We start from the raw sequence: 25,418 nt of genomic DNA, 5'->3' as shown, positions 1-25,418 counted from the left end.
ACTATGATTTTAAAGATCTTTGAAGATCGCGATCTATATCTCTTTTCTTGATCTTCTCTCGCTTATCTGCCTTTCTCTTTCCTCTAGCGATTCCGACTTCAACCTTTATTATGCCTTTCCTAGTATATACTTTCAATGGGAGTAAAGTCAAGCCTTTTTCCTTTGATTTTCCGATAAGATAATTCATCTCCTTTTTTTTGAAAAGAAGTTTTCTTTTTCTGTCTGGATCATAGTCAGTCACATTTTTAGGTTGATAGGGTGGAATATGGCTGCCTATTAAGTGAATTTCATTATCTTTAGGTACAACATAAGTGCCCTTTAAGTTTATGCGTCCTAGTTTAATTGATTTCACTTCTTGTCCATTCAAAATAATCCCAGCCTCAATCTTTTCTAGGATCTCGTAGTCAAAATATGCTTTTTTATTTTCAGCTAGTGCGCTCATAATCCTATTTTAACAGTAATTGCGTTTAAATGTAAATTGACGGTACCCTCATTATCTAGTAGAATGAGTTTATGATTCAAGAAAATATCAAGAAAATAATTGAAAATTCAATCAAAAAGATTGGAAAAAGGGACTTTTTGTCTAATCTTAAAATCACAATTGATATACCAAAAGAAAGTACCCACGGTGATTTTTCTGTAAATGTAGCACTTGTTTTAGCTAAAATGGCCAAAGAGGATCCAATGGATATTGCCAATAGTTTAGTTGAAGCAGCCAGAGAAATAAAGGGAATTGAAATTGAACGAATAGAAGCATTGGCTCCAGGCTTCATTAATTTTTTCCTTTCAGAAAAATTCCTAGAACAAGAAATTAATCTTATTTTAAAAAAAGGATCTTCTTATGGATCAAGTCAAGTCGGGAAAGGCAAGACTATGGTAATAGATTATTCTGCTCCCAATATTGCTAAATCATTTGGTATTGGTCATTTAAGGTCTACGATAATTGGACAGGCAATTTATAATATATATAGTTTTTTGGGCTGGAATTGTGTAGGTGTTAATCATTTGGGTGACTGGGGAACTCAATTTGGTAAGTTAATTTATCAAATTAAAAATCAAGTATTAATGGGATCATCAGATCCGGATAAAAGTCTTAACGATTTAACTATTAGCGAGCTTGAATCCTTGTATGTTGGATTTCATAAAGAAGCAGAGATAAGTCCTAAGCTAGAAGATAGAGCTAGGGAGGAATTTAAGAAATTAGAGTCCGGTGACTTAGAAGCAACAAAGATATGGAAAGCATGTGTTGATATAAGTATTAGAGAATTTAACCGAATATATGATCTTTTAGGGGTAAAAATTGAGCATTCAATTGGTGAGAGCTTCTATGTAGAAATGACTAAGGAAATAGTTAAAGAATTAAAAGACAAGAATATATTGAAAGAGAGCCAAGGAGCTTTAGTGGTAGAATTTCCTAACGAAGAATTTCCTTCTTTAGTGGCGATAAAATCTGACCGAACAAGTACTTATATTGTAAGAGATTTAGCTACGATAAGGTATAGGATTGATAAATGGAAACCTGATTTAATTGCTTATGAAGTCGGTGTCGATCAATCCCTTCACTTTAAACAACTTTTTAAAATAGTTGATATGTTAGGCTGGGAGCAGAAAGAAACCTTTGTCCATATTTCACATGGCCTAGTCCGATGGCCACATGGTAAGTTCTCAACCAGAAGAGGGGATACAGTACATTTAGAAGACATACTTGAAGAATCTATTGAGAGATCTCTTAAGATTATTGAAAGCGTTGAAGACTTTTCAGCTGAAGAAAAAGAAGAGATATCCAGGTTTGTTGGAGTTGGGGCAGTAAAGTACAATGATCTTTCTCAACACCATTCAAAAGATATTCTTTTTGATTGGGAGAAAATACTTAATCTAAAGGGTAATTCTGGCCCATACTTACAATATACTTTTGCTCGTTGTAAGGGAGTTTTAAGAAAATTAGAAGAGGAGTCTTTGGTTAAAGATATTTCCTTGGTAGATATAAATGAAGATGAGAAAAATATTTTAAGGCTGATTCGTCTCTTTCCAATGATTGTTGAGGAGGCCGGAAAAGAATTTTCCCCTAATATTATTTGTAATTTCCTTTTTGATTTATCTCAGAAATATAATCTTTTCTATAATCGCCATCCAATCATCAAAGCTCAAGGTGACGAAAAAAAGAAGTTACGAATTGTTATTACCACAGCAGTAGCTCAAGTGATAAATAACGGGTTAAATCTTTTAGGGATTGAAGCTCCTGAAAAAATGTAATCAATGAATAATAATTTTTACATATTAAGACACGGCCAAACAGAATATCAGGAAGGGAAAAATAGTTTTATATACCCTTGGGATGAATCAATTACAACCATTGGTCTTAGTAGCCAAGGAGAGAAGCAAATTAGAAAAAGGTCAGCAGAAATAAAAAGCTTAAGAATAGATTTTATTTATACCTCAGACTTTAAGAGAACTAAAGAAACAGCGGGAATAGTGGCCAAAGTAATCGGCCTTGATAAAGAAAATCTTTTTTTTGATTCAAAATTAAGAGATATTAACTTAGGCGTGTATCACGGAAAATTAAAAGAAAAGTTTTATAATGATTTTCCTGATTTCTTGACTGATTTTAATCAAAAACCGGAAAAAGGAGAAAGTTTAGGAGAGGTGCGTGAACGAATTATGGAAGTTGTATCAAGAATTGACCAAGCTCACAAAGGGAAAAACATTTTGATTATAAGTCATGGAGAGCCTTTGTGGCTTCTTGAAAATACGATAAAGAACTTAACTGATGAAGAATTCTTGGATAGAAAACGAGCGAAGAACAACTATATTCAAACAGGAGAGCTGAGAAAATTAAACTAGGATCACTTTTAAAACTTGATATGTTTTTTAGATATAGGACCAAAGGTTTTGTGATCGGAAAAAAAGATAGGGGAGAATACGATCGCATTTTTACCATATACACTAAAGAATTTGGCAAAACTTGTGTTTTAGGGAGAAGTATTAAAAAGGGAGCTTCAAAGCTTCGTTTTGGGGTATCATCTTTTTCTTTAATAGATGTAGAGTTTATTGAGGGCAGAGTTTACAAGACTCTTACTGATGTAAGTATAGTCAGGAATTATTTAGAAACAGGAAAAGATTTAAAAAGAATTTCATTGGTTAACAAGATTGCAGAAGACTTAAATCTTCTTATTGGTCATCAGGAAAATGATCAAGAAATATGGAAGCTGCTAGAAAGCACCCTTAATGACACTGAAGAGTCATATAACTATTTAATTTATTATCACTTTCTTTGGAGATTACTCTTAATCCTTGGCTATGCTCCCGATCTTTACCATTGTATTTCTTGTAAAGATAGCCTAAAAGATGAAAATCTTTATTTCTCCTTTAAAGATGGAGGAATTTTTTGCAGTAAATGTGTTTCTTTAAGAGGGACGGCTGAATTTTTTCCAGTAGCTATTAATGTAATAAAGATTATTAGAATCATTTTGAAAGGAGACAAGGAAACTCTTTTGAGATTATCTTTGGATAAAGAAAGTGAGAGATCAATTAATATTCTTTCACAGCAATACATTGATTATTGTGCCGTTGCATAATGGGCTAAATAAAGTATAATAAACCTAAATTAAAGCTTATAAAATAGTATGAATAAAAAATTTGTAATATTTATTTTGATAGTGGGGGTAATTTTACTCCTTTTGGGAACTTGGTTTTGGTGGAGTAATACCTATTCAAGAGAGGTTTTGAAGTTAGAGATTTTGGGTCCATCCGAAGTTGAGGCCGGTAGCGAAGTCAACTATATTGTTAGATACAAGAATAATGGAAACACGAGACTTGAAAACCCAAGGCTTGTATTTGAGTTTCCCGAAAATACCATTATATCAGAAGAATGGAAAAAGCTAGAAAATGATAACGTGATATTGCGTGGGGGGGGTAAGATAGAGATATTTCTTGAAAATATTCAGCCAGGGGAAGAAAGAACACAAGAATTCAAGGGTATTGTTTTCGGCAAAGAAGATTCAACAATTGTAGCTAAAGCTTGGATTTACTATAATCCAAGGAACTTGAATGTGGAGTACCACAGCGAAACAACTAATACCATTAGAATAACCAGTGTTCCTTTTACATTTGAAATACATCTTCCAAATAGGACTGAGCCCGGAACTGAATTTAGTTTTGACATTAATTACTTTTCAAGAATAGACTATCCGATATCTAATTTAAGAGTAAAAATATACTATCCTTCTGAATTTGAATTTTCAAGCAGTAAACCAAGGCCATCTTTTGATAATTCAGAGTGGGAAATAGGAGTTTTAAATAGAGGGCAGGGAGGAAGAATTGAGGTAAGCGGTGTCCTGCAAGGTGAACCATCCTCTGCAAAAATTTTTAAAGCAAGCCTTGGTTTTTGGAAAGACGGTCAGTTTGTATTATTGAAAGAATCAACAAGGGGAATTGAAGTAGCAACTCCATTACTACTTATAACTCACAAAGTTAATGAACGAACACAATATTCAGCCACAGCGGGTGAGTATTTACATTATGAATTATTCTTCAAAAATACTGGTGAAGACGTTTTAGAAAATCTTTTTCTAACAGCAAGACTAAATCAGGACATGGTTGATTTTAAAAGTGTTCAACCGGGAACGGGAACATTTCAAGAAAATTCAGGAATAATAATTTGGGATTCTCGTTCAGTCTCGCAACTTCGTTTCTTGCCCGCTATGGAAGAGGGTAAGGTAGATTTCTGGATAAAGCTAAAAGACAATATTAATATAACTAATCCGGCTGTACAAATAGAAGTTTCTTTGGGTAATGTTAGAGAAAGAATTACGACTAAAGTTCTATCAAGAGTTGTATTAGCTCAGCGGGGATACTTTAATCAGGGACCATTTAATAATTATGGACCACAGCCACCAACTGTAGGATCATCAACTAGTTATACAATTCATTGGTCTGTAACTAATCATAATAATGATCTCGGTGATGCGAAGATAAGGGCTGTTCTTCCCCAGGGAGTAAGGCTGACAGGGGAGGTGCTACCAGATGAAGCCAAGATATTTTTTGATCCAGTTAGCCGGGAGGTAGTTTGGGATATTGGATATCTTCCAGCCCAGGGAGATAATTTTAGAGAGACTCATTTTCAGATAGTTTTTGATCCTCAGTCCAATCAAAGAGAGAATGTCGCTCAAATTATGTCCGAGGCCATTTTTTCAGCACGAGATAGTTGGACCAATTCAACATTAAGAGCTGAATTTCGAGCAATAGACACAACTCTTCCTGATGACCCGAGTGTTACAGAAGCAATGGGAATTATTCAATAAAATTAAAGAATATGACATCAATAGACAAAATAATATCGCTTTGCAAAAGAAGAGGATTTATTTTTCCATCTTCTGATATTTACGGAGGACTAGCTAATTCTTGGGATTTTGGTCCTATGGGAGTAGAGCTTAAAAATAATATAAAGTCTGAGTGGTGGAAAATCTTCGTTCATAGTCGAAATGATATGGTAGGGCTTGACAGTGCCATTATTATGAATCCAAAGGTTTGGGAATCATCAGGTCATACCAAGGGGTTCTCGGATCCTTTGGTGGAATGTAAAAAATGTCATCGCAGATTTAGGGTTGATCATATAGTTGGTGATGATGTTTGGAATAAGGTGAAGGATTTTTTTGAAGAAGCATCTAACGAAGATAAAGAGAAAAAGATTAAAGAGATGATACCGGAATGTCCAGAGTGCAAAGAAAAAGAATCCATAATGGCCCCAAGGAATTTTAACTTAATGTTAAAGACTTTCTTAGGCGTAGTAGAAGACAAAACAAGTATAACATATCTAAGACCAGAAACTGCCCAAGGAATGTTTGTTAATTTTAAAAACATTCTAGATTCTTCAAGAAAGCAGGTTCCGTTTGGAATGGCTCAAATAGGGAAGGCCTTCAGAAACGAAATTACTCCGGGGAACTATATTTTCAGGACCAGAGAGTTTGAACAAATGGAAATAGAATACTTTATTCCTGTTCCAAAAGATGACAAAGAATGGCAAGATCATTTTGAGCATTGGCGAAAGCAAATGGCCCAATGGATAACACATCTGGGAATAGATTATTCACATATCCACGAGTTAGATGTTCCGAAAGAGGACTTAGCTCATTATTCAAAAAAGACAATAGATTTTGAATATGAGTTTCCTTTTGGACTTAGTGAATTATATGGATTGGCCTATAGAACAGACTTTGATCTTAAAAATCATGAAAATGGTTCAGGGGAGAATATGAAGTTTCGAGACCCTGAATCAGGAGAAGAATACTGGCCACATGTAATTGAGCCAACTTTTGGAATAGAAAGAACTTTATTAGCAGTTTTAGTTGAGGCATTTAATGAAGAGGAGGTTTCTAGCGATGACACTAGAATTGTTATGAAATTTCCAGGATGGATTGCTCCAGTAAAAGTTGCTGTTTTACCTTTGGTTAAGAATAAAGAAGAGATAGTTTCTAAGGCAACGAAGATATTTAACCGACTTCAGCAAAATTTTGTTTGTCAGTATGATGCTTCTGCATCTATTGGTAAAAGGTATCGACGTCAAGATGAGATTGGAACTCCGTTTTGTGTTACTATTGATTTTGAAAGTCTAGAGAATAATGAAGTTACTGTACGTGATCGAGATACAATGAATCAAGTAAGAGTTAATATAGATGAACTTGAGAATTATTTAAAAGAAAATTTAAATAAAAAATAGAATGTTTCAAAAAATAACCCTTTCAAATGGTTTAAGGATAATCACGATCCCATCAAAAAGCAGTAAAACTGTTACGGTTTTAGCTTTAGTTGGTGTTGGTTCAAAATATGAAAATAAAGAGATAAATGGAATTTCGCATTACTTGGAACACATGTATTTTAAAGGCACCAAGAAGAGACCTAATCCAAAAGCAGTTGCTGAAACACTTGATAGGATAGGCGGAGTTTATAACGCTTTTACAGGCGATGAATGCACGGGTTACTATGCCAAAGTAGCTGCATCTCATTTTGATGATGCGATTGAATGGGTTTCTGATATTTTCCTTAACTCAACTTTGCCCCAGAAAGAAATAATCAAAGAAAAAGGGGTTATAATAGAGGAGATTAATATGATAAAAGATCATCCCATGAATCATGTCCAGAGACTTTGGACCGATATTCTTTATGGAGACCAACCAGCTGGATGGAATATTGCCGGAACAAAAGAAACAATTCTTTCAATTGGGCGTAAAGACCTAGTTGATTATATGAACAAGAGTTATGTCGGACCAAATACAATAATTTGCGTAGCCGGAAATGTTACCGCAGACAAGGTTAAAAAAAGAGTGGAAGGATATTTTTCAAAAATATCTTCAGCTGAACCTATGGTAAAAATAAAGACTGTTGAGGAGCAAAAGAGTCCCGCTTTAATAATTGAGAACAGAAATACCGACCAGACTCATATATGTATTGGAGTCAGGGCATATAATATAGCCCATCCTCATCGCTATACCCTAGAGGTGATGGAAACTATCTTGGGAAAAATGATGAGTTCACGATTATTTACTAAAATTAGAGAAGAGTTAGGCTTAGCTTATTATATTCGTACCGACGTTGAAGCTACAAGCGACACGGGCTTTTTAGTAAGTCAGGCCGGAGTTGATAATACTAAAGTAAAGGATGCCATATCAGCGATTCTTACCGAATACAAAAAGATAGCTACTAGAAAAGTATCCTCAGATGAATTAACTAAGGCCAAGGAAAATATTAAAGGAAAGATGGCCATATCTTTAGAGTCGTCTGATGCTCAGTCTATGTTTTATGGAATGCAAGACCTTCTAGAGAAGAAGATTGTTAAGCCAAATGAAATATTTAAAAAGATAGATGCAGTCACAACAGGAGATATTTTGTTAGTAGCTAAGGATATTTTTAGACCAGAAAATCTTAACTTAGCCCTTATTGGGCCGTCTAAGGAGAGTGATATTAAAAAAATACTCATAATTTAAATATGAACAAGAGTGAAAATGTTTTAGATCTTTCTTGGGAGACTATCTTTAAAATAGCGCTTTCAATTATATTCTTTTACCTTCTTTTTCAGGTGAAAGATATTTTGGTTTGGTTCATTTTTGCCTTGATAATATCCATCCTTTTTAATCCAATGATTGAATTTCTAATAAAATTTAAAATACCAAGATCATTGGCTACTGCGATTGTTTATCTCTCTTTCTTTGGAATATCGAGTGTGGTCATTTATTCTGTTTTGTCTGTTTTAATAACTGAGCTAGATCAGTTTTCAAGAATTCTGCCATTCTACTTCAGAGAACTTTCACCAGTTTTAAGGGATCTTGGAATTCATGCTTTTGAAGATATTGAAAACTTTGTTGTTGCGATTAGGGGATCATTAAGAGAGATGACCACAGCACTCTTTAGCTTTTCTTTTGCTATTTTTGGCGGATTATTTACAACCTTCTTTGTTCTAACAATGTCTTTCTTCTTATCTATTGAAGGTAAGGTTGTTGATCGAGCTATATTACTTATATTCCCCAAGAAGTACGAAGATTACGCAGTTAAACTATGGGGAAGATCTCAAAAAAAAGTGAGCAGCTGGTTTTTCACCAGAATAATATCTTGTCTTTTTGTTGGTGCGGCAACCTATATTTCTTGTGTTATATTGAGGATAGATTATCCTCTTTCCTTAGGGTTGATCGCCGGAATATTTAATTTCATTCCTTATATCGGATCACTTATTGCCGGAATTTTGATATTTATGATCGCAGCAATGGATGGACTAACAAAGGCATTATTTATATCATCAATATTTTTAATAATTCAATTAATAGAAAGTATCGTTCTTATTCCAGTGCTGTCCCAAAAATTTATTGGCCTTTCACCGGTCTTAGTGATATTGGCCCTTGCAATAGGGGGCGCACTATGGGGATTCTTGGGAGCATTATTAGCAATACCTTTGGTTGGAATTATCTTTGAATTCCTTAAAGAATATCTTGATAGGAGAAAACAAGAAAGTCTAGTTAATACATCCGTATAGATAATTATGGCCACCTTATATATCGTTGCTACTCCGATAGGTAATTTAGATGATATAACTTCTCGAGCTTTAAATACACTTAAAGAGGTTGATTTTATTTTATGCGAAGACACCAGAAGAACGAAAAATCTTTTAACACATTTTGAAATTAGCACTCCCACATTAAGTTATCATCATCATAGTGACTTAAAGAAAGTTGATCAAATTTTAAACCTTTTAGATGAAGGAAAGGAATTAGCCTTAGTTTCAGATGCTGGTACTCCGGGAATATCTGATCCGGGAGGACGGTTAATTGAAGAAGTAATTAATAGGTTTGGGGAAAGTGTTTACATTGTTCCGATACCTGGATGTAGCGCGGCAATAACAGCTGCTTCAATCGCAGGATTTTCCATGGATAGATTTATATTTTTAGGATTTCCCCCTTCAAAGAATAAAAGGAATAAATTTTTTGAGGAAGCCATGGAGTCAAAGTACCCGGTCATTATTTACGAATCTCCTCATCGAATTTCAAAGACGCTAAAGGAGATAATGGAGCATGACGAATCAAGAGGGGTGGTTGTCTGTAGAGAGCTTACTAAAAAGTTTGAAACTATTCATAGAGGGTCTGTTTGTAATGTTCTTGAAAAAGTAGAAAAAGATAAAGTGAAAGGAGAGTTTACCTTAATAATAAGGCCAAGGGAATGAAAAAAACATATATTACAACTAGCATAGCTTATACCAACGCTTTGCCCCATATTGGGTTCGGGCTTGAATTAATTCAAGCTGATGTGGCAGCTCGCTATTATCGATCTTTGGGTAAGGCTGTTTGGTTTTTGACTGGTACTGATGAGCATGGAGAAAAAGTTGCAAAAAAAGCTCAAGAAGAGGGAAAAGACCCCGGTCAATTTTGCGATGAAATAGCTCAGAAATTTATAGACTTAACCCGGTTATTAAATATTTCTAATGATGATTTCATTAGAACTACTGACCAAGAAAGGCATTGGCCCGGAGTAACAAAAATGTGGGAGACCCTAAAGGCAAATGGTGATATTTACGAAAAAAATTATGAGGGATTATATTGTCTTGGATGTGAAGCGTTTATTGTTCCAAGAGATCTTATTGAAGAGAAGTGTCCTTATCACGGAAAAGAGCCGGAGCCGGTTAAAGAAAAGAATTATTTTTTTAAACTATCTAAATATTCAGACAGAATAGAGCAAGCGATTATAAGTAATCAGATTGAAATCATCTCTCCATCAAGAAAGAAAGAAATATTAGGTTTCATTGATAGGGGACTAGAAGATGTTAGCTTCTCTCGTCCTGTTGAGAAGGTGAAATGGGGAATTCCAGTCCCAGGTGATTCAACTCAGTCTGTATATGTTTGGGGTGATGCTTTGACTAATTATATTTCTGCTATTGGTTATGGAAGGAATGATGATTATAAGAATATTTGGCCAGCCGATATCCAGTTTGTAGGAAAGGATATTATTAAATTCCACGCTCTTATTTGGCCGGCAATGCTAATGTCTGCCGACTTGGATTTACCTAGAAAGATTTTTGTTCACGGTTTTTTAAATTTTGATGGCAGGAAGATGTCAAAGAGCTTAGGTAATATTATTGATCCTTTTGAATTAGTTGAAAAATATGGCGTTGATCCAGTTCGTTACTACTTTCTTCGAGAATTGAATCCGAACGAAGATGGAGACTTTAGTTATGATAAATTTGAGGAAAGATACAACGCAGATTTAGCAAGTGGATTGGGTAACCTAGTCTCTAGAGTTGTGACTCTGGCTAGGGGTATCTATATGAATGATTCCTTGGGTATGGACATAGGAATTCAAAAAGAGATTGATGAAACTAGTAAGAAATGTTTGGAATATTTAAATGAATTAAAGTTTAATCTTGCCCTTGCTGAAATTTGGGCACTTCTTAAGAGAGCGGATCGTTATATTGAGACTAACCGACCTTGGGAAAAAGAAAGAGAGGGAAGGGAAGAAGTTATATACAGCTTAACTGTTCTTTTGTCTTCAGTTGCTAAGATGATTAATCCCTTTATGCCGGAAACATCTGATAGGGTGTTAAAATTTTTAAGCAACAAAGAGAAGGGAATGCTTTTTAAGAAAATTGATTAGCTTTATTTACATAATTAAAAAGGAGGATTTATATGAAGCGAATTGTAATTAAAGTTGGCAGCGTATTGTTAGTTGATGAAAAAACCGCAAGTGGTTTGGATGAAACATTTATTGGTCGTCTGGTTGGTCAGATTGGACAGCTTCATGCTATGGGCCACGAAATAATACTTGTTACATCAGGAGCCGTTGCCGCTGGAAAAACTAAAGACAAAAATTATCCGGTTGGGCGCGCATCAATGGTGGGTCAGATTAAGCTGATTTCAACTTATGCTCGTTTTTTTAATCAATTACATCCACCTATCAGGGTGGGGCAAGCACTTTATACCTATCATGACCTTGAGAAAGGGGATGATAAAAGGACAAGGGAAAGGCTTTTGGATGGTTTTCGGTTTAGAGAAATTACCATTGTAAATGCCAATGATGCGGTAGCCGATGAAGAATTAGAAGCAATGAAAGAACTGGGTGATAATGACAGATTAGCGGCGAAAATCGCAACTTTAATTAATGCCGATTTAATGGTACTCCTTACAAGCGTTGATGGCCTTTATAAGAATTATGGCCAAGAAGATCAAGAATTGATCCGTGAAGTTGATTCTAGTTGTGATGAAATAATGGGATTAGCTAAAAAGAGCGATTCTTCACTTTCTAAGGGGGGAATGGAGAGTAAGTTAAAGTCTGCCGCCATTGCCACAGAGGCTGGAGTTGAAGTTATCATAGCTAACGGAAGAAAAGTTGATGTATCAACTTGCGTAGCTAAGAAAGATTTTATTGGAACCTTTTTTCCACCAAAGGTAGATTAATGAACCCAATAATTGACACTCATGCCCATCTTAATTTTAAAGATTTTGAACCTGATATAGATCAGGTTATTAGTCGTTGTCTAGAAAACAATATTTCAGTTATAAATGTTGGTTCAGAATATATAACAAGTAAGCGATCGGTTGAAATGGCCGAGCTGTATAACGAGGGTCTTTATGTTTCCGTTGGGCTTCATCCAAGTCATGTAACTAATGATCTTGTTAAGCCAAAAGAAGATCATAGAGTTGAAGTCTTTGATTATAATAAGTACAAAGAATTAGCTCTTTCTAATAAGGTTGTAGCTATCGGTGAAACGGGCTTGGATTACTATTATAAGCCTAAAGACAAAGATAAGATAAATGAATTTAAGGCTAAACAAAAAGAAGCGTTAATCGGTCAAATGGATTTAGCTGATGAATTGGGTCTGCCAAATATATTTCATTGCAGAATGGCCCATAATGATATGTTTGAAATATTGGAAAGTTATAGGGGTAATATTAGGGGAGTTATTCATTGCTTTACCGGTAACTTAAAAGAAGCCCAGAAATACATTGAACTGGGCCTATACCTTGGATTCGCAGGGATAATGTTTAAGTTTGATCTTCGGGAAGTGATAGAAAAGATTCCACTTGATAGGGTTCTTGTTGAAACTGATTGTCCTTATCTTACGCCACCTCTTTTTAAGGGGCGCAATGAGCCCCTTTATATTAAGGAAATTATAAAAGAAATTGCACAAATAAGGAGTGATTCGGTTGATAATATTGAGAGAGTAACCACTGAAAATGCTAAAAAATTATTCAATATTTAAGTTAGACAAAATGTCTTTTTTGAGATACTATTATTTTAGTTAAAGAGCTTATTATATGGAATATAAACACTTAGAAATTGAAAAGAAATGGCAAGATAAATGGGAAGAATCCGAAGCTTTCAAAGCTGAAGATGTTTCAGAAAAGCCTAAATTCTATTGTTTAGACATGTTTCCTTATCCTTCGGGAGTAGGTTTGCATGTAGGGCATCCCAGGGGTTATGTAGCTACTGATATTATTTCTCGTTATAAGAGGATGAGAGGGTACAATGTGTTACATCCTATGGGTTGGGATGCTTTTGGTTTACCTGCGGAAAACTATGCGCTAAAGACTGGCATTTGGCCCCAGATATCAACAGCTAAAAACATTGAAGTATTTAAGGATCAGCTAAGAATATTAGGATTATCCTATGATTGGTCAAAAGAAATAAATACAACTGACCCTAAATATTTTAAATGGACTCAATGGATATTTCTTAAATTATTTGAAAAAGGATTGGCTTACGAAGCGGTTTTACCAATTAATTGGTGTCCATCTTGTAAGACCGGTCTGGCTAATGAGGAGGTTGTTGATGGAGGATGTGAGCGTTGTGGAACTTTAGTAACTAGAAAAGACATTAGACAATGGGTATTAAAAATAACTGAATATGCTGACCGTCTTATTGAAGATCTAGAGTTACTTGATTGGCCCGACAAGATAAAGGAAATGCAAAAGAATTGGGTTGGGAAATCAGAGGGAGCTGATATAACATTTAAAATAAAGGGCGATAGTATTGAAGAAGAAGTTAAGGTTTTTACTACCAGACCCGATACTTTATTTGGGACAACATCTTTAGTCTTAGCTCCAGAACATTCATTTGTAGTTAAAAATAAGGAAAAATTTAATAATCTGAAGGAGGTTGAATTATATATTGAATCATCAAAAGGGAAATCAGATCTTGAAAGAACAGATTTAGCTAAAGATAAAACGGGAATAGAAGTGAAGGGTTTTTGTGCTATTAATCCGGTAAATGGGAAGGAGATACCGGTTTGGATTGCTGATTATGTTCTTGTCTCATACGGGTATGGCGCAATTATGTCGGTACCAGCTCATGACAAACGAGATTATGCTTTTGCAAAGAAGTATGAAATCCCAATTATAGAAGTAATATCAGGCGGTGACATATTAGAAGAGGCATATAGCGGTGAGGGAGTTTTAGTAAACTCTGATCAGTTCAATGGGCTTAATTTTAAAGACGCAAAAGAAAAAATAGTTGGCTGGTTAGAAGAAAAGGGATTGGCTAAGAAATCTATTAATTACAAATTAAGAGATTGGCTTTTTTCACGCCAAAGATATTGGGGAGAGCCAATACCTGTTGTTCATTGTGACTTGTGTGGAGTGGTTCCATTATCAGAAAGTGATCTTCCCTTGGAGTTGCCTAAAGTTGATAATTATCAACCAACTGGAACCGGTGAATCTCCTTTGGCTGGGATTGAAGATTGGGTAAATACCAAGTGCCCTAAATGTAGCGGGCCAGCTAAACGAGAAACAAATACTATGCCTCAATGGGCCGGATCTTGCTGGTATTATTTAAGATTTATTGACCCCAACAACGATAATCAATTAGTTGACCCAGAAAAAGAAAAATATTTCATGCCAGTTGATCTTTATGTTGGAGGCGCTGAACACGCAGTACTCCATCTTTTATATGCTCGTTTTTGGCATAAATTTTTGTATGACATTGGAATCGTTTCAACCAAAGAGCCTTTTTTGAAATTAAAAAACCAAGGAATGATTCTTGGTCCAGATGGGCAGAAGATGTCTAAATCAAAAGGTAATGTTATTTCTCCAAATGAAATAGTTGAGAAGTACGGAACGGATACTTTCCGCTTATATGAAATGTTTATCGGACCTTTTGAGGACGCAGCCGCTTGGAATGTTAACGGAGTCTTGGGAGTGAGAAGATTTATAGATAAAGTTTGGCTTGTTGCTCAAGAATTAAAGGAAGAGGGAAATTCGAAGGATAGGATTCTTCATCAAACCATTAAGAAAGTTGGTGAGGACTTAGAAAACTTTAAATTTAATACAGCCGTAAGCGCCTTTATGATTTTAATAAATCACTGGAGAAAAGAAGGTGCAACCAAAGATGATTTTATGATCTTTTTACGTTCTTTTTATCCTTTCGCGCCCCATATTTCAGAAGAGCTTTGGGAAATGTTGGGTAATAAAAAAAGTATTGGCTTAGAAGATTGGCCTGAATTTAATCCAAGCATGATTGAAGAAGATATAGTCAATGTTATCATTCAAGTTAATGGTAAAGTTAGAGATATAGCCGAGATTCAACGAGGAGCTTCTGAAGAGGAAGTTAGAGATATATTTTTCAAAAGAAGTCGTGTCAAAGAATGGATTGGAGATAAAGAAATAAAAAAGGTCATTTTTGTTAAGGATAAATTAATGAATCTAGTCATTTAATATATGTGCGGAATAATCGGATATATAGGAAAAGGAGACAAGTATTCAGTTCTTTTTGATAGCCTAAAGAGGGTTGCTTATCGAGGATATGATTCAAGCGGTGCGGTTGTCTTAAAAGAAGATGGGCCATTATTGGTCAGATCGGTCGGTAAATTAGAGGAATTAATTAAGAAAGTTGGGGAGACTAACCTAGAGGGTAGTGTAGTTATAGGTCATTCTCGTTGGGCTACTCACGGCGGTGTTACTGAAGAGAATGCTCATCCGCATAGTTGTTGTAAAGATAATATTTTTGTAGTTCATAACGGAATAATTGAAAATTATAAAGAATTAAAAGATCAACTTTTAAAGGATGGCCATGTTTTTAAATCTGAGACAGATACCGAGGTAATCCCTCATTTAATTGAACATTTCTTTCAGGGTAATTTAGAAGATGCTGTGTGCAAGGCTGCGAAACTTCTTAAGGGAACTTATGGGTTAGCGGTTATTGCAAAAGACGATCCTGATAAAATTGTAGCTGTTAGAATGTTTAGCCCATTAGTAATATCAGTTAATGATAGCGGAGGATTTATTGCTTCTGATCCAGCTGCAATTATTTCGCATTCAGAAAGAATGGTCTTTCTTGAAGATGGAGAGGTAGCAGTAATTAAGGGTAATGATTTTTTTATAACAGACCTAGATAGTAACAGAAAAGATGCTAAAGAGACTGAGCTTGATTGGGACCTTGAAGAGGCACAAAAGGGGGGATACCCTTACTTTATGATTAAAGAAATAATGGACCAACCTGAATCAATTGCTAATTCAATGAGAGGAAGAATCTTGCTTGATGAAGGGACTGCGAAGTTAGGCGGGCTTGATCTGGTTAGAGAAAAATTAAGAGGTATTAAAAGAATAAATATTATTGCTTGTGGTACATCGTATTACGCCGGATTAGTAGGGGAATATCTTATAGAAGAACTGGCTGGAGTTTCTGCAAAAGTTGATTTAGCTTCGGAATTTAGATATCGAAATCAAGTCATTAAAGATGATGAGGCTTATCTTTTTATTTCTCAGTCTGGTGAGACAGCGGATACTTTAGCTGCTCTAAGAGAAGTTAAAAGAAAGGGAGCTTTAACCTTAGGAATAGTTAACGTTGTTGGTTCAACTATTGCAAGAGAAACTGATGCTGGAATATATAATCATGCAGGGCCTGAAATCGGAGTTGCGTCAACTAAAGCGTTTTCATCACAAATTGTAGTATTAACGCTTCTTGCTCTTTATCTGGGAAGAGAGCGAAGCCTTTCTTTACAAGAAGGGAAAGAAATTGCTCAAGGGCTAATAGCTATGCCTTCGTTGGTAGAGGAATTTTTGAAAGACGATTCTACTATTCAAGAAATAGCAAAGAAATATAAAGATTCTCATAACTTCCTTTTCTTGGGTAGAAAGTACGGATGTCCAGTAGCCCTAGAGGGGGCACTAAAATTAAAAGAAATATCATATATTCATGCCGAAGGATATGCATCTGGTGAAATGAAACACGGTCCGCTAGCTTTAGTTGATGAGAATTTTCCAACCATGGCAATATGTTTAAGCGATAGTGTTTATAATAAAGTCGTTTCTAATGTTGAAGAGGTAAAGGCTAGAAGGGGATCAGTGATCATAATTGCTACCGAGGGCAATGAGGAAATTAAGAAAATGTCAGAGGACGTTATCTATATTCCTAAAACACTTGAAGTTCTTTCTCCAATTATGGCCATTATTCCCCTTCAGTTACTTGCTTATCATATCGGAGTTTTAAAGGGTTATGATGTTGACTGTCCTAGAAATCTAGCAAAAGTTTGCACAGTAGAATAATTTCAAAAAATAAATGGTAAAAGAATATTCCATATTAATAGGTGGTGCAGCCGGTGAGGGACCAAAAAAAGCTGGCTTAATAATCGCTAAATTTTTCTCCAATTACGGATATAAGATATATGTCTACGAAGACTATCAGTCAATAATTAAGGGCGGTCATAATTTTTCATTGATAAGAGCTTCAAGTGATCGGGTAATAGGATCAAGGGAAGATATTGATTTTCTTCTAGCTTTAAATGAAGACACAGCCGCAAGACATAAGAAAAAGTTGAATAATAAAAAGAACCTCATTTACAATGACGTATTTTCTGCAAAAGGCGGTATTGGAGTTTCTGTCAATAAGATAGTAGAGGAGTTTAAAGGAATTCCAATAATGAGAAACACTGCTCTTGTTGGAGCATTTGCTAAGGTTATTGGTATCAATTGGGCGACAGCTCAAAAAGTATTAAAGCAAGAATTGCCCATTGAAACAGAGATGAATTTAAAGATAGCTAAAGCTGCTTATAATCAGGCCGAAACCGTTGTAAAGATAGAGAAACTTAAATCAAAGCCTTTACCTCTTATTTCCGGAAACGAAGCTATTGCCCTAGGAGCTATAAGTGCGGGACTTGAGGCATATGTTGGTTATCCAATGACTCCATCAACCGGGGTCTTGAATTATATGGCCCAAGTGGCAACTGATCATAACATAAGAGTTTATCAACCCGAAAATGAAATTAGCGCAATTAATACTGCGATTGGGTTAGCTTTTTCTGGAAGAAAAACAATGACAGGAAGCTCAGGCGGAGGATTTGATTTAATGACCGAAGGGTTAAGTTTAACAGCTCAATCAGAAACACCCCTTGTTGTTATTGAGGCTCAGCGTATGGGACCGGCGACTGGAGTGCCGACCTATAATGCAATCAGACCTTATTTATGTTTTATCAGCTGGACACGGAGAATTTGAGCGATTAGTAGTAGCTCCGGGAGATGCTGAAGAAGCTTTTTATTTAACCGGATTAGCAATGAATATTTCTTGGAAATATCAAATGTTATCTATTGTTATATCGGACAAGGAAGTTTCTGAGAGCACTTTCTCTTTTGATGAGAAAAACACTATATTTGTAACACCTCAAAAGCCTTTAATTTGGAATGGAAAGGGAAGCTATCTTAGATACAAGGAAACAAAAAACGGAATATCACCTTTATCATTTCCTGGAACTAAGGGAGCTTTAGTTAAAGGAACGGGCTATGAGCACAATGAAATGGGTATTGCAACCGAGGATGAAAAGGAGATTGAATTGATGCAAAATAAGAGAATGAGAAAGTATGAATTAATGAAAAAAGAAGTCAATAAGATTAAAAATTCAAAAAAAGCAGTAATGGCTTGGGGACTTACTAAAGGACCTGCAATTGAGGCCGCTGAAAAATTAGGCATTAAGGTTATTCAACCTTTAATTTTAAATCCTTTTCCAGAGAGTCAAATTAAGAAGGCGCTACTAGGAGTTAATCAGCTTTTGGTAGTTGAGGTTAATACGGATTAAGGTTTCAGGTAAAATACTTAAGTATAATGGCCGACCTTTTACCGGTTTAGAATTAGAGAAGAAATTAAAAATAAAATTTAAGAAATAAATATGAAAGATCTAACTTTGCCAACTAAAAACACTTGGTGTCCTGGCTGTGGGAACTTTCCGCTATTTGAGGCCCTTAAAAAATCCATATCTAATTTAGAGAAAAAGGGATCAAAGAGAGAGGATTTCATTTTAGTCTCAGGAATTGGTTGCCATGGCAAGATGTCCGATTTTATAAATATTAATAGTTTTTATGGTCTTCATGGACGGTCAATACCGGTAGCTGGAGGAATCAAGGTAGGAAATCCAAACTTAAAAGTAATTTGTTCTTCAGGAGACGGCGATTCATACAGTGAAGGAATATCTCACTTAATTCATGCCGCTAAAAGAAATAGTAATATTACAGTACTAATTCATGATAACCATAACTTTGCTTTAACAGTGAAGCAATTCACCTCAACTGAAGCACCACACCAGACCCTTTAATCCTTTGGAATTAATGTTGGTTGCTGGAGCCACTTTTGTGGCTAGGGGATATTCTGGTAAAATGGATCATTTGTCCGAGATAATAGAAAGGGCAATAGAACATAATGGCTTTTCTTTTGTTGAAATATTACAGCCTTGTATAGAGAGACCTTCATTTGAAGAAGATTTTCTTTCTGGAATTGAAGAAAAAAAGAAGGTAAATGTTAAAAATTTGATTAAAAAGCATGTCTAATAGCTTGGAGAAAAAGATTGTTTGTCTTGGAGGGGGTAATGCAATGCCTAGGGCTATATTATCTGAGTTGAAAAAGCATCCCGTCTCAATATCTGCTATTTGCGCAATGCTTGATTCAGGCGGGTCAGCAGGAAGATTAAGAAAAGATTACAAGATTATATCGCCGGGTGATATAAGAAGAGCTTTCTTGGCTTTAGCTAATACCTCCCCAGCAGTTGAAAATTTATTTAATTTTAGATTTGAAGGAGGAGACCTGAAAGGGCATAATTTTGCCAATCTCTTTATTACAGCTCTAGAGTTAAGTACTAATGATTACGAAAAGACAATTAGGGAGATTAAAAGAATTTTAAACATCAAGCATGAGGTTCTTCCTGCTACCCTAGACAAGTCTCATCTCTATGCAGTTTTGAAAAATGGTAAAATAATTAGCGGGGAAACCAATATTGATATCCCTAAACACAACGGCTCATTAAAGATTAAAAGAGTATTTTTGAAGCCGAAAGCTAGGGCTTATCCCAAAGCACTTGATGCTATTAGAAAAGCAGATATTATTGTAATAGGGCCTGGAGATCTTTATTCTTCCCTTGCTCAAATCTTACTAACCGAAGGGACAGCCGAGGCAATTAAGAAAAGTAAGGCTAAGAAAGTATATATTTGCAATTTGATGACCAAGTATGGAGAGACCAATGATTATACGGTTGAAGAATTTGCCGAGAAGATAGAAGGCTTAATTGGTAAATCGCTTGATTATGTGATTTATAATAATAAGGTAAATATTGAAAGTAGGGTAAAAGAATACAGAAAGAAAAACAAGGAACTATTAGGGTTAGTTAAATTTGGGAGCAAGTTAGATAAGAATAAGTTTATAGGTGTTAATGTTATAACCTCCTCTGGAGACATAATTCATGATCCTAAGAAGTTAACAAAGATAATTTTAAAGATATGATTAAAGCAGTAATATTAGCCGGTGGCAATGGTGTAAGAATGAACCCATTAACTCTTACTAGACCGAAGCCATTGATGCCGGTAGTCAATAAAACAATAATTGAGCATAACTTAGATCAATTAGAAGGATTGGTTAAAGAAGTGATTATAGTTATTGGATATAAGGGAGATATGATTAAGTCTTTAATTGGTGATAATTATGGGAAAATTAAAGTTAGCTATGTAGTCCAAGAGCATCAACTGGGGACCGCTGATGCAGCCAAACAAGCAGTTCATTTATTAGAGGATAAGTTCATTCTTATGAATGGAGACGATCTTTATTTTAGGGAAGATATTAAAAAATGTCTTAAGAAATACCCTTCAATATTAGTAGGTAGGGTTACTACTCCATCTTTTTTTGGTGTTGTTGATTGCTATAATGACTTTGTACGGGGATTGATTGAGAAGCCTGAGACCTCAGATCCAAACGTCTTCGTTAATACCGGTTTTTATTTTCTAGATAAATCTATTTTTGATTTTAATATTGAGAAATCATTACGCGGAGAATATGAGTTTACCGATTATATTAAAGCGTTTATTTTAAATCATCGTCTTTATTTTAGGGAAACTGACAAATGGATACCTGTTTCATATCCTTGGAACTTACTTGGTGCCAATGAATTTATTCTATCTAGCCTTAGAAGAGATATTAGAGGAAAGGTAGAAAAAGGATGTACTATTAATGGCAGTGTGGTTATTGAAAAAGGGGCTTATATAAAGAGCGGAACATATATTGAGGGACCTGCTTTTATAAGATCGGGGGCTATTATTGGCCCTAACGCCTATATCAGAGGCAAAACCGTAGTTGGGGAGAATACAAGAATAGGAGCTAATGTAGAGATTAAAAATTCAATGATTGGTAATAATACTTTTATTCCTCATTTGAGCTATGTTGGTGATTCAATAATAGGAGATAACTGTAATATTGGTGCCGGATCAATAATGGCCAATTTCCGTTTTGATCAAAGCAGTATAAAGGTTATGATAAAAGACGAAATGGTTGATTCAGGCAGAGAAAAACTAGGAGTTGTTATTGGAAATAATAGCAGTATAGGTGTGAATTCATCTTTAATGCCGGGAGTCTTGATTGGATCTGATTCCATAGTTGGACCACACTCATTGGTTAAAAAAAATGTTGTCCAAGGGAGTAAATATTTTTCTGAATTCGGAGAATCTATTAAATGAACAAAGTAAAAGAAAAATTTATCGCTGCAGTTGACGGAGGGGGAACAAAGACCATTGCGGTCATTTCCAATTTAAACGGAGAGATCATCGGAGAAGGAGTCTCGGGATCTTCAAATCCTCGTAATGTTGGCATTAGTCGTTCTGTAGACAATATTGTTGATTCAGTTATTTTAGCTCTTGATTCAAAGAATGTTAAACTGGACTTATTGCTGGTTGGGATTGCATCACTGGCTGAAGAGTTTCAAGATAGAACTGCAGAGATAGAAAAGAAGATAAAAGATCATATTAAATTAAGGAAAGTTTTTAAAGGAAGAGTTAGGGTGGTTAGCGATCAGTTAGTTGCTTTTAATTCGGGGACAGATAAAAAAGAAGGGGTCGTGGTAATATCTGGAACTGGTTCTGTTGCTCGAGGATGGAAAGGTAAAAAAGACATCAAGGTGAGTGGATGGGGATGGCTAGCCGACGAAGGATCTGCTTTTTGGGTTGGTCATAAGGTTTACTCCACTACGATGAAGGCAATTGATGGGCGTGAGAAAAGATCTCTTCTTGTTGATATGGTAATAAAAGAATTGAAAATAAAGGACGCTGTTGATTATAATAAAAAGATCTATAGCAATAATTTAACCGAAGTAATACCATATTTTTCAATAATAGCCGATAAGGCAGCGTTAGGAGGAGATAAATCAGCGATTAATATATTTAAAGAGGCTGGTAAAGAATTGGCCTTATCAGCTAACACCGTAATTAAAAAGCTTGGATTTAATAAAGATTTCCCTCTAGTTTTAGTTGGTGGTATGTTTAAGTCAAAATATTTATTAGTATCATTTAAAAAAGAAGTTAAAAAACATAATCCGCTTGTCAAGATTATTGTTCCAAAGAATGGCCCGGTTTTTGGAGCAGTTAAACTGGCGATCGGCCAAATAAATGAAGGAATTAAAAAAAGTTGATCCGAAGATTTATAATTTAATAAAAGAAGAAAAAGAGCGACGACAAAATGGTCTTGAGATGATACCTTCAGAGAATCATACTTCTCCAGCGGTTTTAGCACCATTATCATCAATTCTAAATGATAAATATGCTGAAGGATATCCCGGAAAAAGATATTACGGTGGAAATGAAGTCATTGATAAAGTAGAGTCATTATGCCAGGAGAGAGCACAGAAACTTTTCAATGTGCCTTATGTTAATGTCCAACCTTATTCTGGTTCTCCGGCCAATCAAGCTGTCTATTTTGCACTGCTAAATCCAGGAGACAAAGTTTTAGGAATGAATCTTCTTGCCGGAGGTCATTTGACCCATGGTTGGAAAGTAAATTTTTCAGGAAAGCACTTTAAATCTTTCTATTACGGAGTTAGAGAAAAAGATGGATTAATAGATTACGAAGGGGCAGCCGAGGTGGTTAAAAAAGAAAAACCAAAACTTATTTGGGTTGGGGCTACAGCATATCCTCGAGTATTTGATTGGAAGAAATTTAGAATGATTGCCGATTTAACAGGGGCTTATCTATGTGCTGATATCGCGCATATCGCCGGATTAATTATTGCTGAAGCTCATCCTAGTCCAGTTCCTTACGTTGATATTGTTACCACAACAACACACAAGACCTTAAGGGGACCAAGGGGAGGAATGATTATGGTCACCAGTAGAGGGATAAAGAAAGACAAAGATTTGCCCTCTAAGATTAATAAAGCTGTTTTCCCTGGCCTTCAGGGGGGTCCTCATGAGCATCAAATCGCAGGCATTGCAGTTTGTTTAAAGGAAGCATCAACGCCGGCTTTTAAAAAGTATGCTCATCAAATTGTGAAGAATAGCCGGGCTTTAGCTGAAGGACTAACAAAGGCCGGATTCACTCTAGTTACCGGTGGAAGTGATAATCATCTTCTTTTGGTCGATCTTAGGAGTAAAGGAACTACAGGCCAACGAGCTCAAGATCTTTTAGATGAAGCAGGTATTACAGTTAACAAGAATGCAATTCCTTTTGATCCGAATCCTCCGTTTAACCCATCTGGTATTCGTTTGGGCACTCCAGCTATTACCACTAGGGGAATGAAAGAAAAAGAAATGAAAAAGATTGCAGCATGGATTGATGAAGTTATTTCAGCTGATAACAAGAATACCTGTAAGAAAGTAAAAAGTGAGATTAAAAAACTTTGCAAAGATTTTCCAATCAAATGATATTAGATGGTAGAAAAATAGCTGATGAAATATTGCTTAGAATTAGAGAGAGGGTTGATAAAGAGAAGCTGTCGCTAAAGCTCTCGGTAGTTTTAGTAGGGGATAATAAAGTTTCTCTTTCCTATATCTCTCAGAAAAAAGAATCCTGCATTAAAGCCGGAGTTGATTTTAACCTTTTTCAATTTAATGGGGATATATCTCAAGACGATCTTAAAAAAGAGATAGAAGAAATAAATAAGAAATCATCTGGGGTAATAATTCAACTGCCACTTCCTTCAAGTCTAAAAAGTCAGGAAGTTTTAAATATGATACCCAAAGAAAAAGATATTGATATTCTTTCTGAAGATCGACTTGGTAAATACTATGCGGGTGACTTCTATTTTTTGCCACCAGTAGTGGGAGCAGTGGCACACGTTATCTCTAAAGAAAAAATATCAATAAAAGATAAGTATATTGTTTTGGTGGGTTCTGGAAAATTAGTCGGCAAGCCTTTATCTATATGGTTAATGGCAGAGGGGGCAACAATTTCTGTTTTAAACAAGGGAACTAAAGATCTGGAATCATTTATCAAAAAGGCTGATATTATTATCTCTGGTGCAGGCAGTTCTAACTTAATAAAAGGTGAAATGATAAAAGACGGGGTAATAGCTATTGATGCTGGTTCTAGTATTGAAGTTAGTAGAGTTTCTGGTGATTTTGAAAATAAAACAGTAGCTAAAAAGGCTTCATTATTTCTTCCGGTTCCGGGTGGTATTGGGCCGATAACAACAGCATGTCTTATTGACAACCTAATTAAACTAAATGAACTTTATGGGAATTAATCTTTTTATCTTTAATGTCTTAAATTCGTTAGCTTTTAGATATGTTTATTTAGATAGCTTAATCATTTTTACTGCTAAATATTTGCCTTATGTTTTAATTTTAGCAGTTTTTGGTTTTCTTCTAAAAGATTTTAAAAGATATAAATTGTTGCCGTTCTTTTCTTTTTTTTCAGCGGTTTTTGCTAATTATGGAATAACAGATGCGATTAGATATTTTTCTTATAACGCTCCTCCATTTATTGAAAGGGGAATAACCCCTCTTTTTGACCATACAGACAGATCATCTTTTCCATCGGGCCACGCATCTTTCCTTTTTGCTTTATCAACTATTATTTATTTCTATAACAAAAAAGCGGGATGCTGGTTTTTTGTTTTAAGTTTCCTGGTCAGTATTTCGCGGGTTATCGGAGGAATTCATTGGCCTTTTGATATTTTATTCGGAGCATTTATAGGGGTTTTGACATCTATTCTTATTTGGAAAATAAAAGAACCCTTCATTAAATATATCAAGGGCTTTGGGAAACTAAAAAGTAATTAGTTCGTATATTGGCATTGGGAGGCTCATAAGGAATCCTTCTCTTGGAGTCCTAGCTGACATAGTGTGTCGTTAATGCGACTCTTAGTAATACCAATTAGATTATAGTTGAGAAAAGTCACAGAGAAGACAACAAAAATTTTACAAAAAGCACAGTTTCTAAAACGCAAAAGAATTGTAAATGGAATGAGTATTATAATAACTTAGAATACTGCGGGCTTAATAAAAAAACATCTAATGAAATGTTTCAATTAAAAGTAGAAAAGTGGTTAGTTAAAATAAAGCGTACCCTATTTCAGGATCTCTTTTTGTGGAATTATACGACTTCGCTCGAATACATTTTGAACGAAACGACTGACGGACGCGCGGAGCGCGTGTTGAAGCGAAACTAAATTGTATGCTCTCCGCCCCGTCGCCCGCCTCGCTTCTCTACACTCT

24 protein-coding genes are annotated in these 25,418 nt (G+C 35.3%); 23 read left to right on the top strand and 1 reads right to left on the bottom strand.

Annotated elements, in window-relative coordinates:
* Position 1: 1 nt before the first annotated feature.
* Positions 2-445, bottom strand: a complete 444-nt coding sequence (gene smpB, locus KY054_01540) for an SsrA-binding protein SmpB (GenBank protein ID MBZ1356441.1) — start codon at positions 443-445, stop codon at positions 2-4.
* Positions 446-513: 68 nt separating this feature from the next.
* On the opposite strand from smpB, the gene argS reads away from it, so the two are divergent.
* The 23 genes from argS to KY054_01425 all read left to right on the top strand — a co-directional run bounded on the left by argS (position 514) and on the right by KY054_01425 (position 24,983).
* Positions 514-2,253, top strand: a complete 1,740-nt coding sequence (gene argS, locus KY054_01535) for an arginine--tRNA ligase (protein ID MBZ1356440.1) — start codon at positions 514-516, stop codon at positions 2,251-2,253.
* A 3-nt stretch (positions 2,254-2,256) separates the two neighbouring features.
* Positions 2,257-2,841, top strand: a complete 585-nt coding sequence (locus tag KY054_01530) for a histidine phosphatase family protein (protein ID MBZ1356439.1) — start codon at positions 2,257-2,259, stop codon at positions 2,839-2,841.
* Positions 2,842-2,861: 20 nt separating this feature from the next.
* Entirely contained in the window at positions 2,862-3,575 is a 714-nt protein-coding gene (recO, locus tag KY054_01525; GenBank protein ID MBZ1356438.1) for a DNA repair protein RecO, read from the top strand.
* Positions 3,576-3,623: 48 nt separating this feature from the next.
* On the top strand, positions 3,624-5,300 hold the full coding sequence (locus KY054_01520) for a hypothetical protein (protein ID MBZ1356437.1): 1,677 nt from the start codon (positions 3,624-3,626) through the stop codon (positions 5,298-5,300).
* Positions 5,301-5,311: 11 nt separating this feature from the next.
* Positions 5,312-6,715 carry a glycine--tRNA ligase gene (locus tag KY054_01515; protein MBZ1356436.1) on the top strand — a complete coding sequence of 468 codons (1,404 nt, stop codon included), beginning with the start codon at positions 5,312-5,314 and terminating at the stop codon, positions 6,713-6,715.
* 1 nt (position 6,716) lies between these two features.
* Entirely contained in the window at positions 6,717-7,979 is a 1,263-nt protein-coding gene (locus KY054_01510) for an insulinase family protein (GenBank protein MBZ1356435.1), read from the top strand.
* A 2-nt stretch (positions 7,980-7,981) separates the two neighbouring features.
* Positions 7,982-9,019, top strand: coding sequence for an AI-2E family transporter (locus tag KY054_01505; GenBank protein MBZ1356434.1), 1,038 nt, complete (start codon positions 7,982-7,984; stop codon positions 9,017-9,019).
* A gap of 6 nt (positions 9,020-9,025) precedes the next feature.
* Complete coding sequence (rsmI, locus tag KY054_01500) at positions 9,026-9,703, top strand: 16S rRNA (cytidine(1402)-2'-O)-methyltransferase (GenBank protein MBZ1356433.1); 678 nt, start codon at positions 9,026-9,028, stop codon at positions 9,701-9,703.
* Positions 9,700-11,127: a methionine--tRNA ligase gene (locus KY054_01495; protein MBZ1356432.1), complete on the top strand. Its 1,428-nt coding sequence runs from the start codon at positions 9,700-9,702 to the stop codon at positions 11,125-11,127. The genes rsmI and KY054_01495 overlap by 4 nt, the downstream gene beginning before the upstream one ends.
* Before the next feature lie 32 nt (positions 11,128-11,159).
* Positions 11,160-11,927 carry a hypothetical protein gene (locus KY054_01490; GenBank protein ID MBZ1356431.1) on the top strand — a complete coding sequence of 256 codons (768 nt, stop codon included), beginning with the start codon at positions 11,160-11,162 and terminating at the stop codon, positions 11,925-11,927.
* Positions 11,927-12,733: a TatD family hydrolase gene (locus tag KY054_01485; GenBank protein MBZ1356430.1), complete on the top strand. Its 807-nt coding sequence runs from the start codon at positions 11,927-11,929 to the stop codon at positions 12,731-12,733. Before KY054_01490 ends, KY054_01485 begins: the two co-directional genes overlap by 1 nt.
* 55 nt (positions 12,734-12,788) lie before the next feature.
* A complete protein-coding gene (gene leuS / locus KY054_01480; protein ID MBZ1356429.1) occupies positions 12,789-15,182 on the top strand; it encodes a leucine--tRNA ligase in 2,394 nt (797 codons plus the stop codon).
* A gap of 3 nt (positions 15,183-15,185) precedes the next feature.
* The gene (glmS, locus tag KY054_01475; protein ID MBZ1356428.1) at positions 15,186-17,012 is read left to right on the top strand and encodes a glutamine--fructose-6-phosphate transaminase (isomerizing); all 1,827 of its coding nucleotides are present in this window, start codon (positions 15,186-15,188) and stop codon (positions 17,010-17,012) included.
* 13 nt (positions 17,013-17,025) lie between these two features.
* The gene (locus tag KY054_01470; protein MBZ1356427.1) at positions 17,026-17,958 is read left to right on the top strand and encodes a 2-oxoacid:acceptor oxidoreductase family protein; all 933 of its coding nucleotides are present in this window, start codon (positions 17,026-17,028) and stop codon (positions 17,956-17,958) included.
* The gene (locus tag KY054_01465; protein ID MBZ1356426.1) at positions 17,909-18,535 is read left to right on the top strand and encodes a hypothetical protein; all 627 of its coding nucleotides are present in this window, start codon (positions 17,909-17,911) and stop codon (positions 18,533-18,535) included. The genes KY054_01470 and KY054_01465 overlap by 50 nt, the downstream gene beginning before the upstream one ends.
* A gap of 90 nt (positions 18,536-18,625) precedes the next feature.
* Positions 18,626-19,048 (top strand): hypothetical protein, encoded by a 423-nt coding sequence (locus tag KY054_01460; GenBank protein MBZ1356425.1) that lies wholly within the window; start codon positions 18,626-18,628, stop codon positions 19,046-19,048.
* Positions 19,049-19,061: 13 nt separating this feature from the next.
* On the top strand, positions 19,062-19,280 hold the full coding sequence (locus KY054_01455) for a hypothetical protein (protein ID MBZ1356424.1): 219 nt from the start codon (positions 19,062-19,064) through the stop codon (positions 19,278-19,280).
* A complete protein-coding gene (locus tag KY054_01450) occupies positions 19,273-20,226 on the top strand; it encodes a YvcK family protein (protein ID MBZ1356423.1) in 954 nt (317 codons plus the stop codon). Before KY054_01455 ends, KY054_01450 begins: the two co-directional genes overlap by 8 nt.
* Positions 20,223-21,449: an NTP transferase domain-containing protein gene (locus KY054_01445; protein MBZ1356422.1), complete on the top strand. Its 1,227-nt coding sequence runs from the start codon at positions 20,223-20,225 to the stop codon at positions 21,447-21,449. The genes KY054_01450 and KY054_01445 overlap by 4 nt, the downstream gene beginning before the upstream one ends.
* Positions 21,446-22,396 carry a hypothetical protein gene (locus KY054_01440; protein MBZ1356421.1) on the top strand — a complete coding sequence of 317 codons (951 nt, stop codon included), beginning with the start codon at positions 21,446-21,448 and terminating at the stop codon, positions 22,394-22,396. Before KY054_01445 ends, KY054_01440 begins: the two co-directional genes overlap by 4 nt.
* Entirely contained in the window at positions 22,374-23,624 is a 1,251-nt protein-coding gene (locus KY054_01435) for a serine hydroxymethyltransferase (protein ID MBZ1356420.1), read from the top strand. Before KY054_01440 ends, KY054_01435 begins: the two co-directional genes overlap by 23 nt.
* Positions 23,600-24,445 carry a bifunctional 5,10-methylenetetrahydrofolate dehydrogenase/5,10-methenyltetrahydrofolate cyclohydrolase gene (locus KY054_01430; GenBank protein ID MBZ1356419.1) on the top strand — a complete coding sequence of 282 codons (846 nt, stop codon included), beginning with the start codon at positions 23,600-23,602 and terminating at the stop codon, positions 24,443-24,445. Before KY054_01435 ends, KY054_01430 begins: the two co-directional genes overlap by 25 nt.
* Complete coding sequence (locus KY054_01425; protein MBZ1356418.1) at positions 24,435-24,983, top strand: phosphatase PAP2 family protein; 549 nt, start codon at positions 24,435-24,437, stop codon at positions 24,981-24,983. Before KY054_01430 ends, KY054_01425 begins: the two co-directional genes overlap by 11 nt.
* Positions 24,984-25,418: the final 435 nt, after the last annotated feature.

Source organism: Candidatus Nealsonbacteria bacterium (genome assembly GCA_019923605.1).
Taxonomy (GTDB): domain Bacteria; phylum Patescibacteriota; class Minisyncoccia; order Minisyncoccales; family CSSED10-335; genus JAHXGM01.
This window is presented reverse-complemented; position numbering and strand designations above follow the sequence as displayed.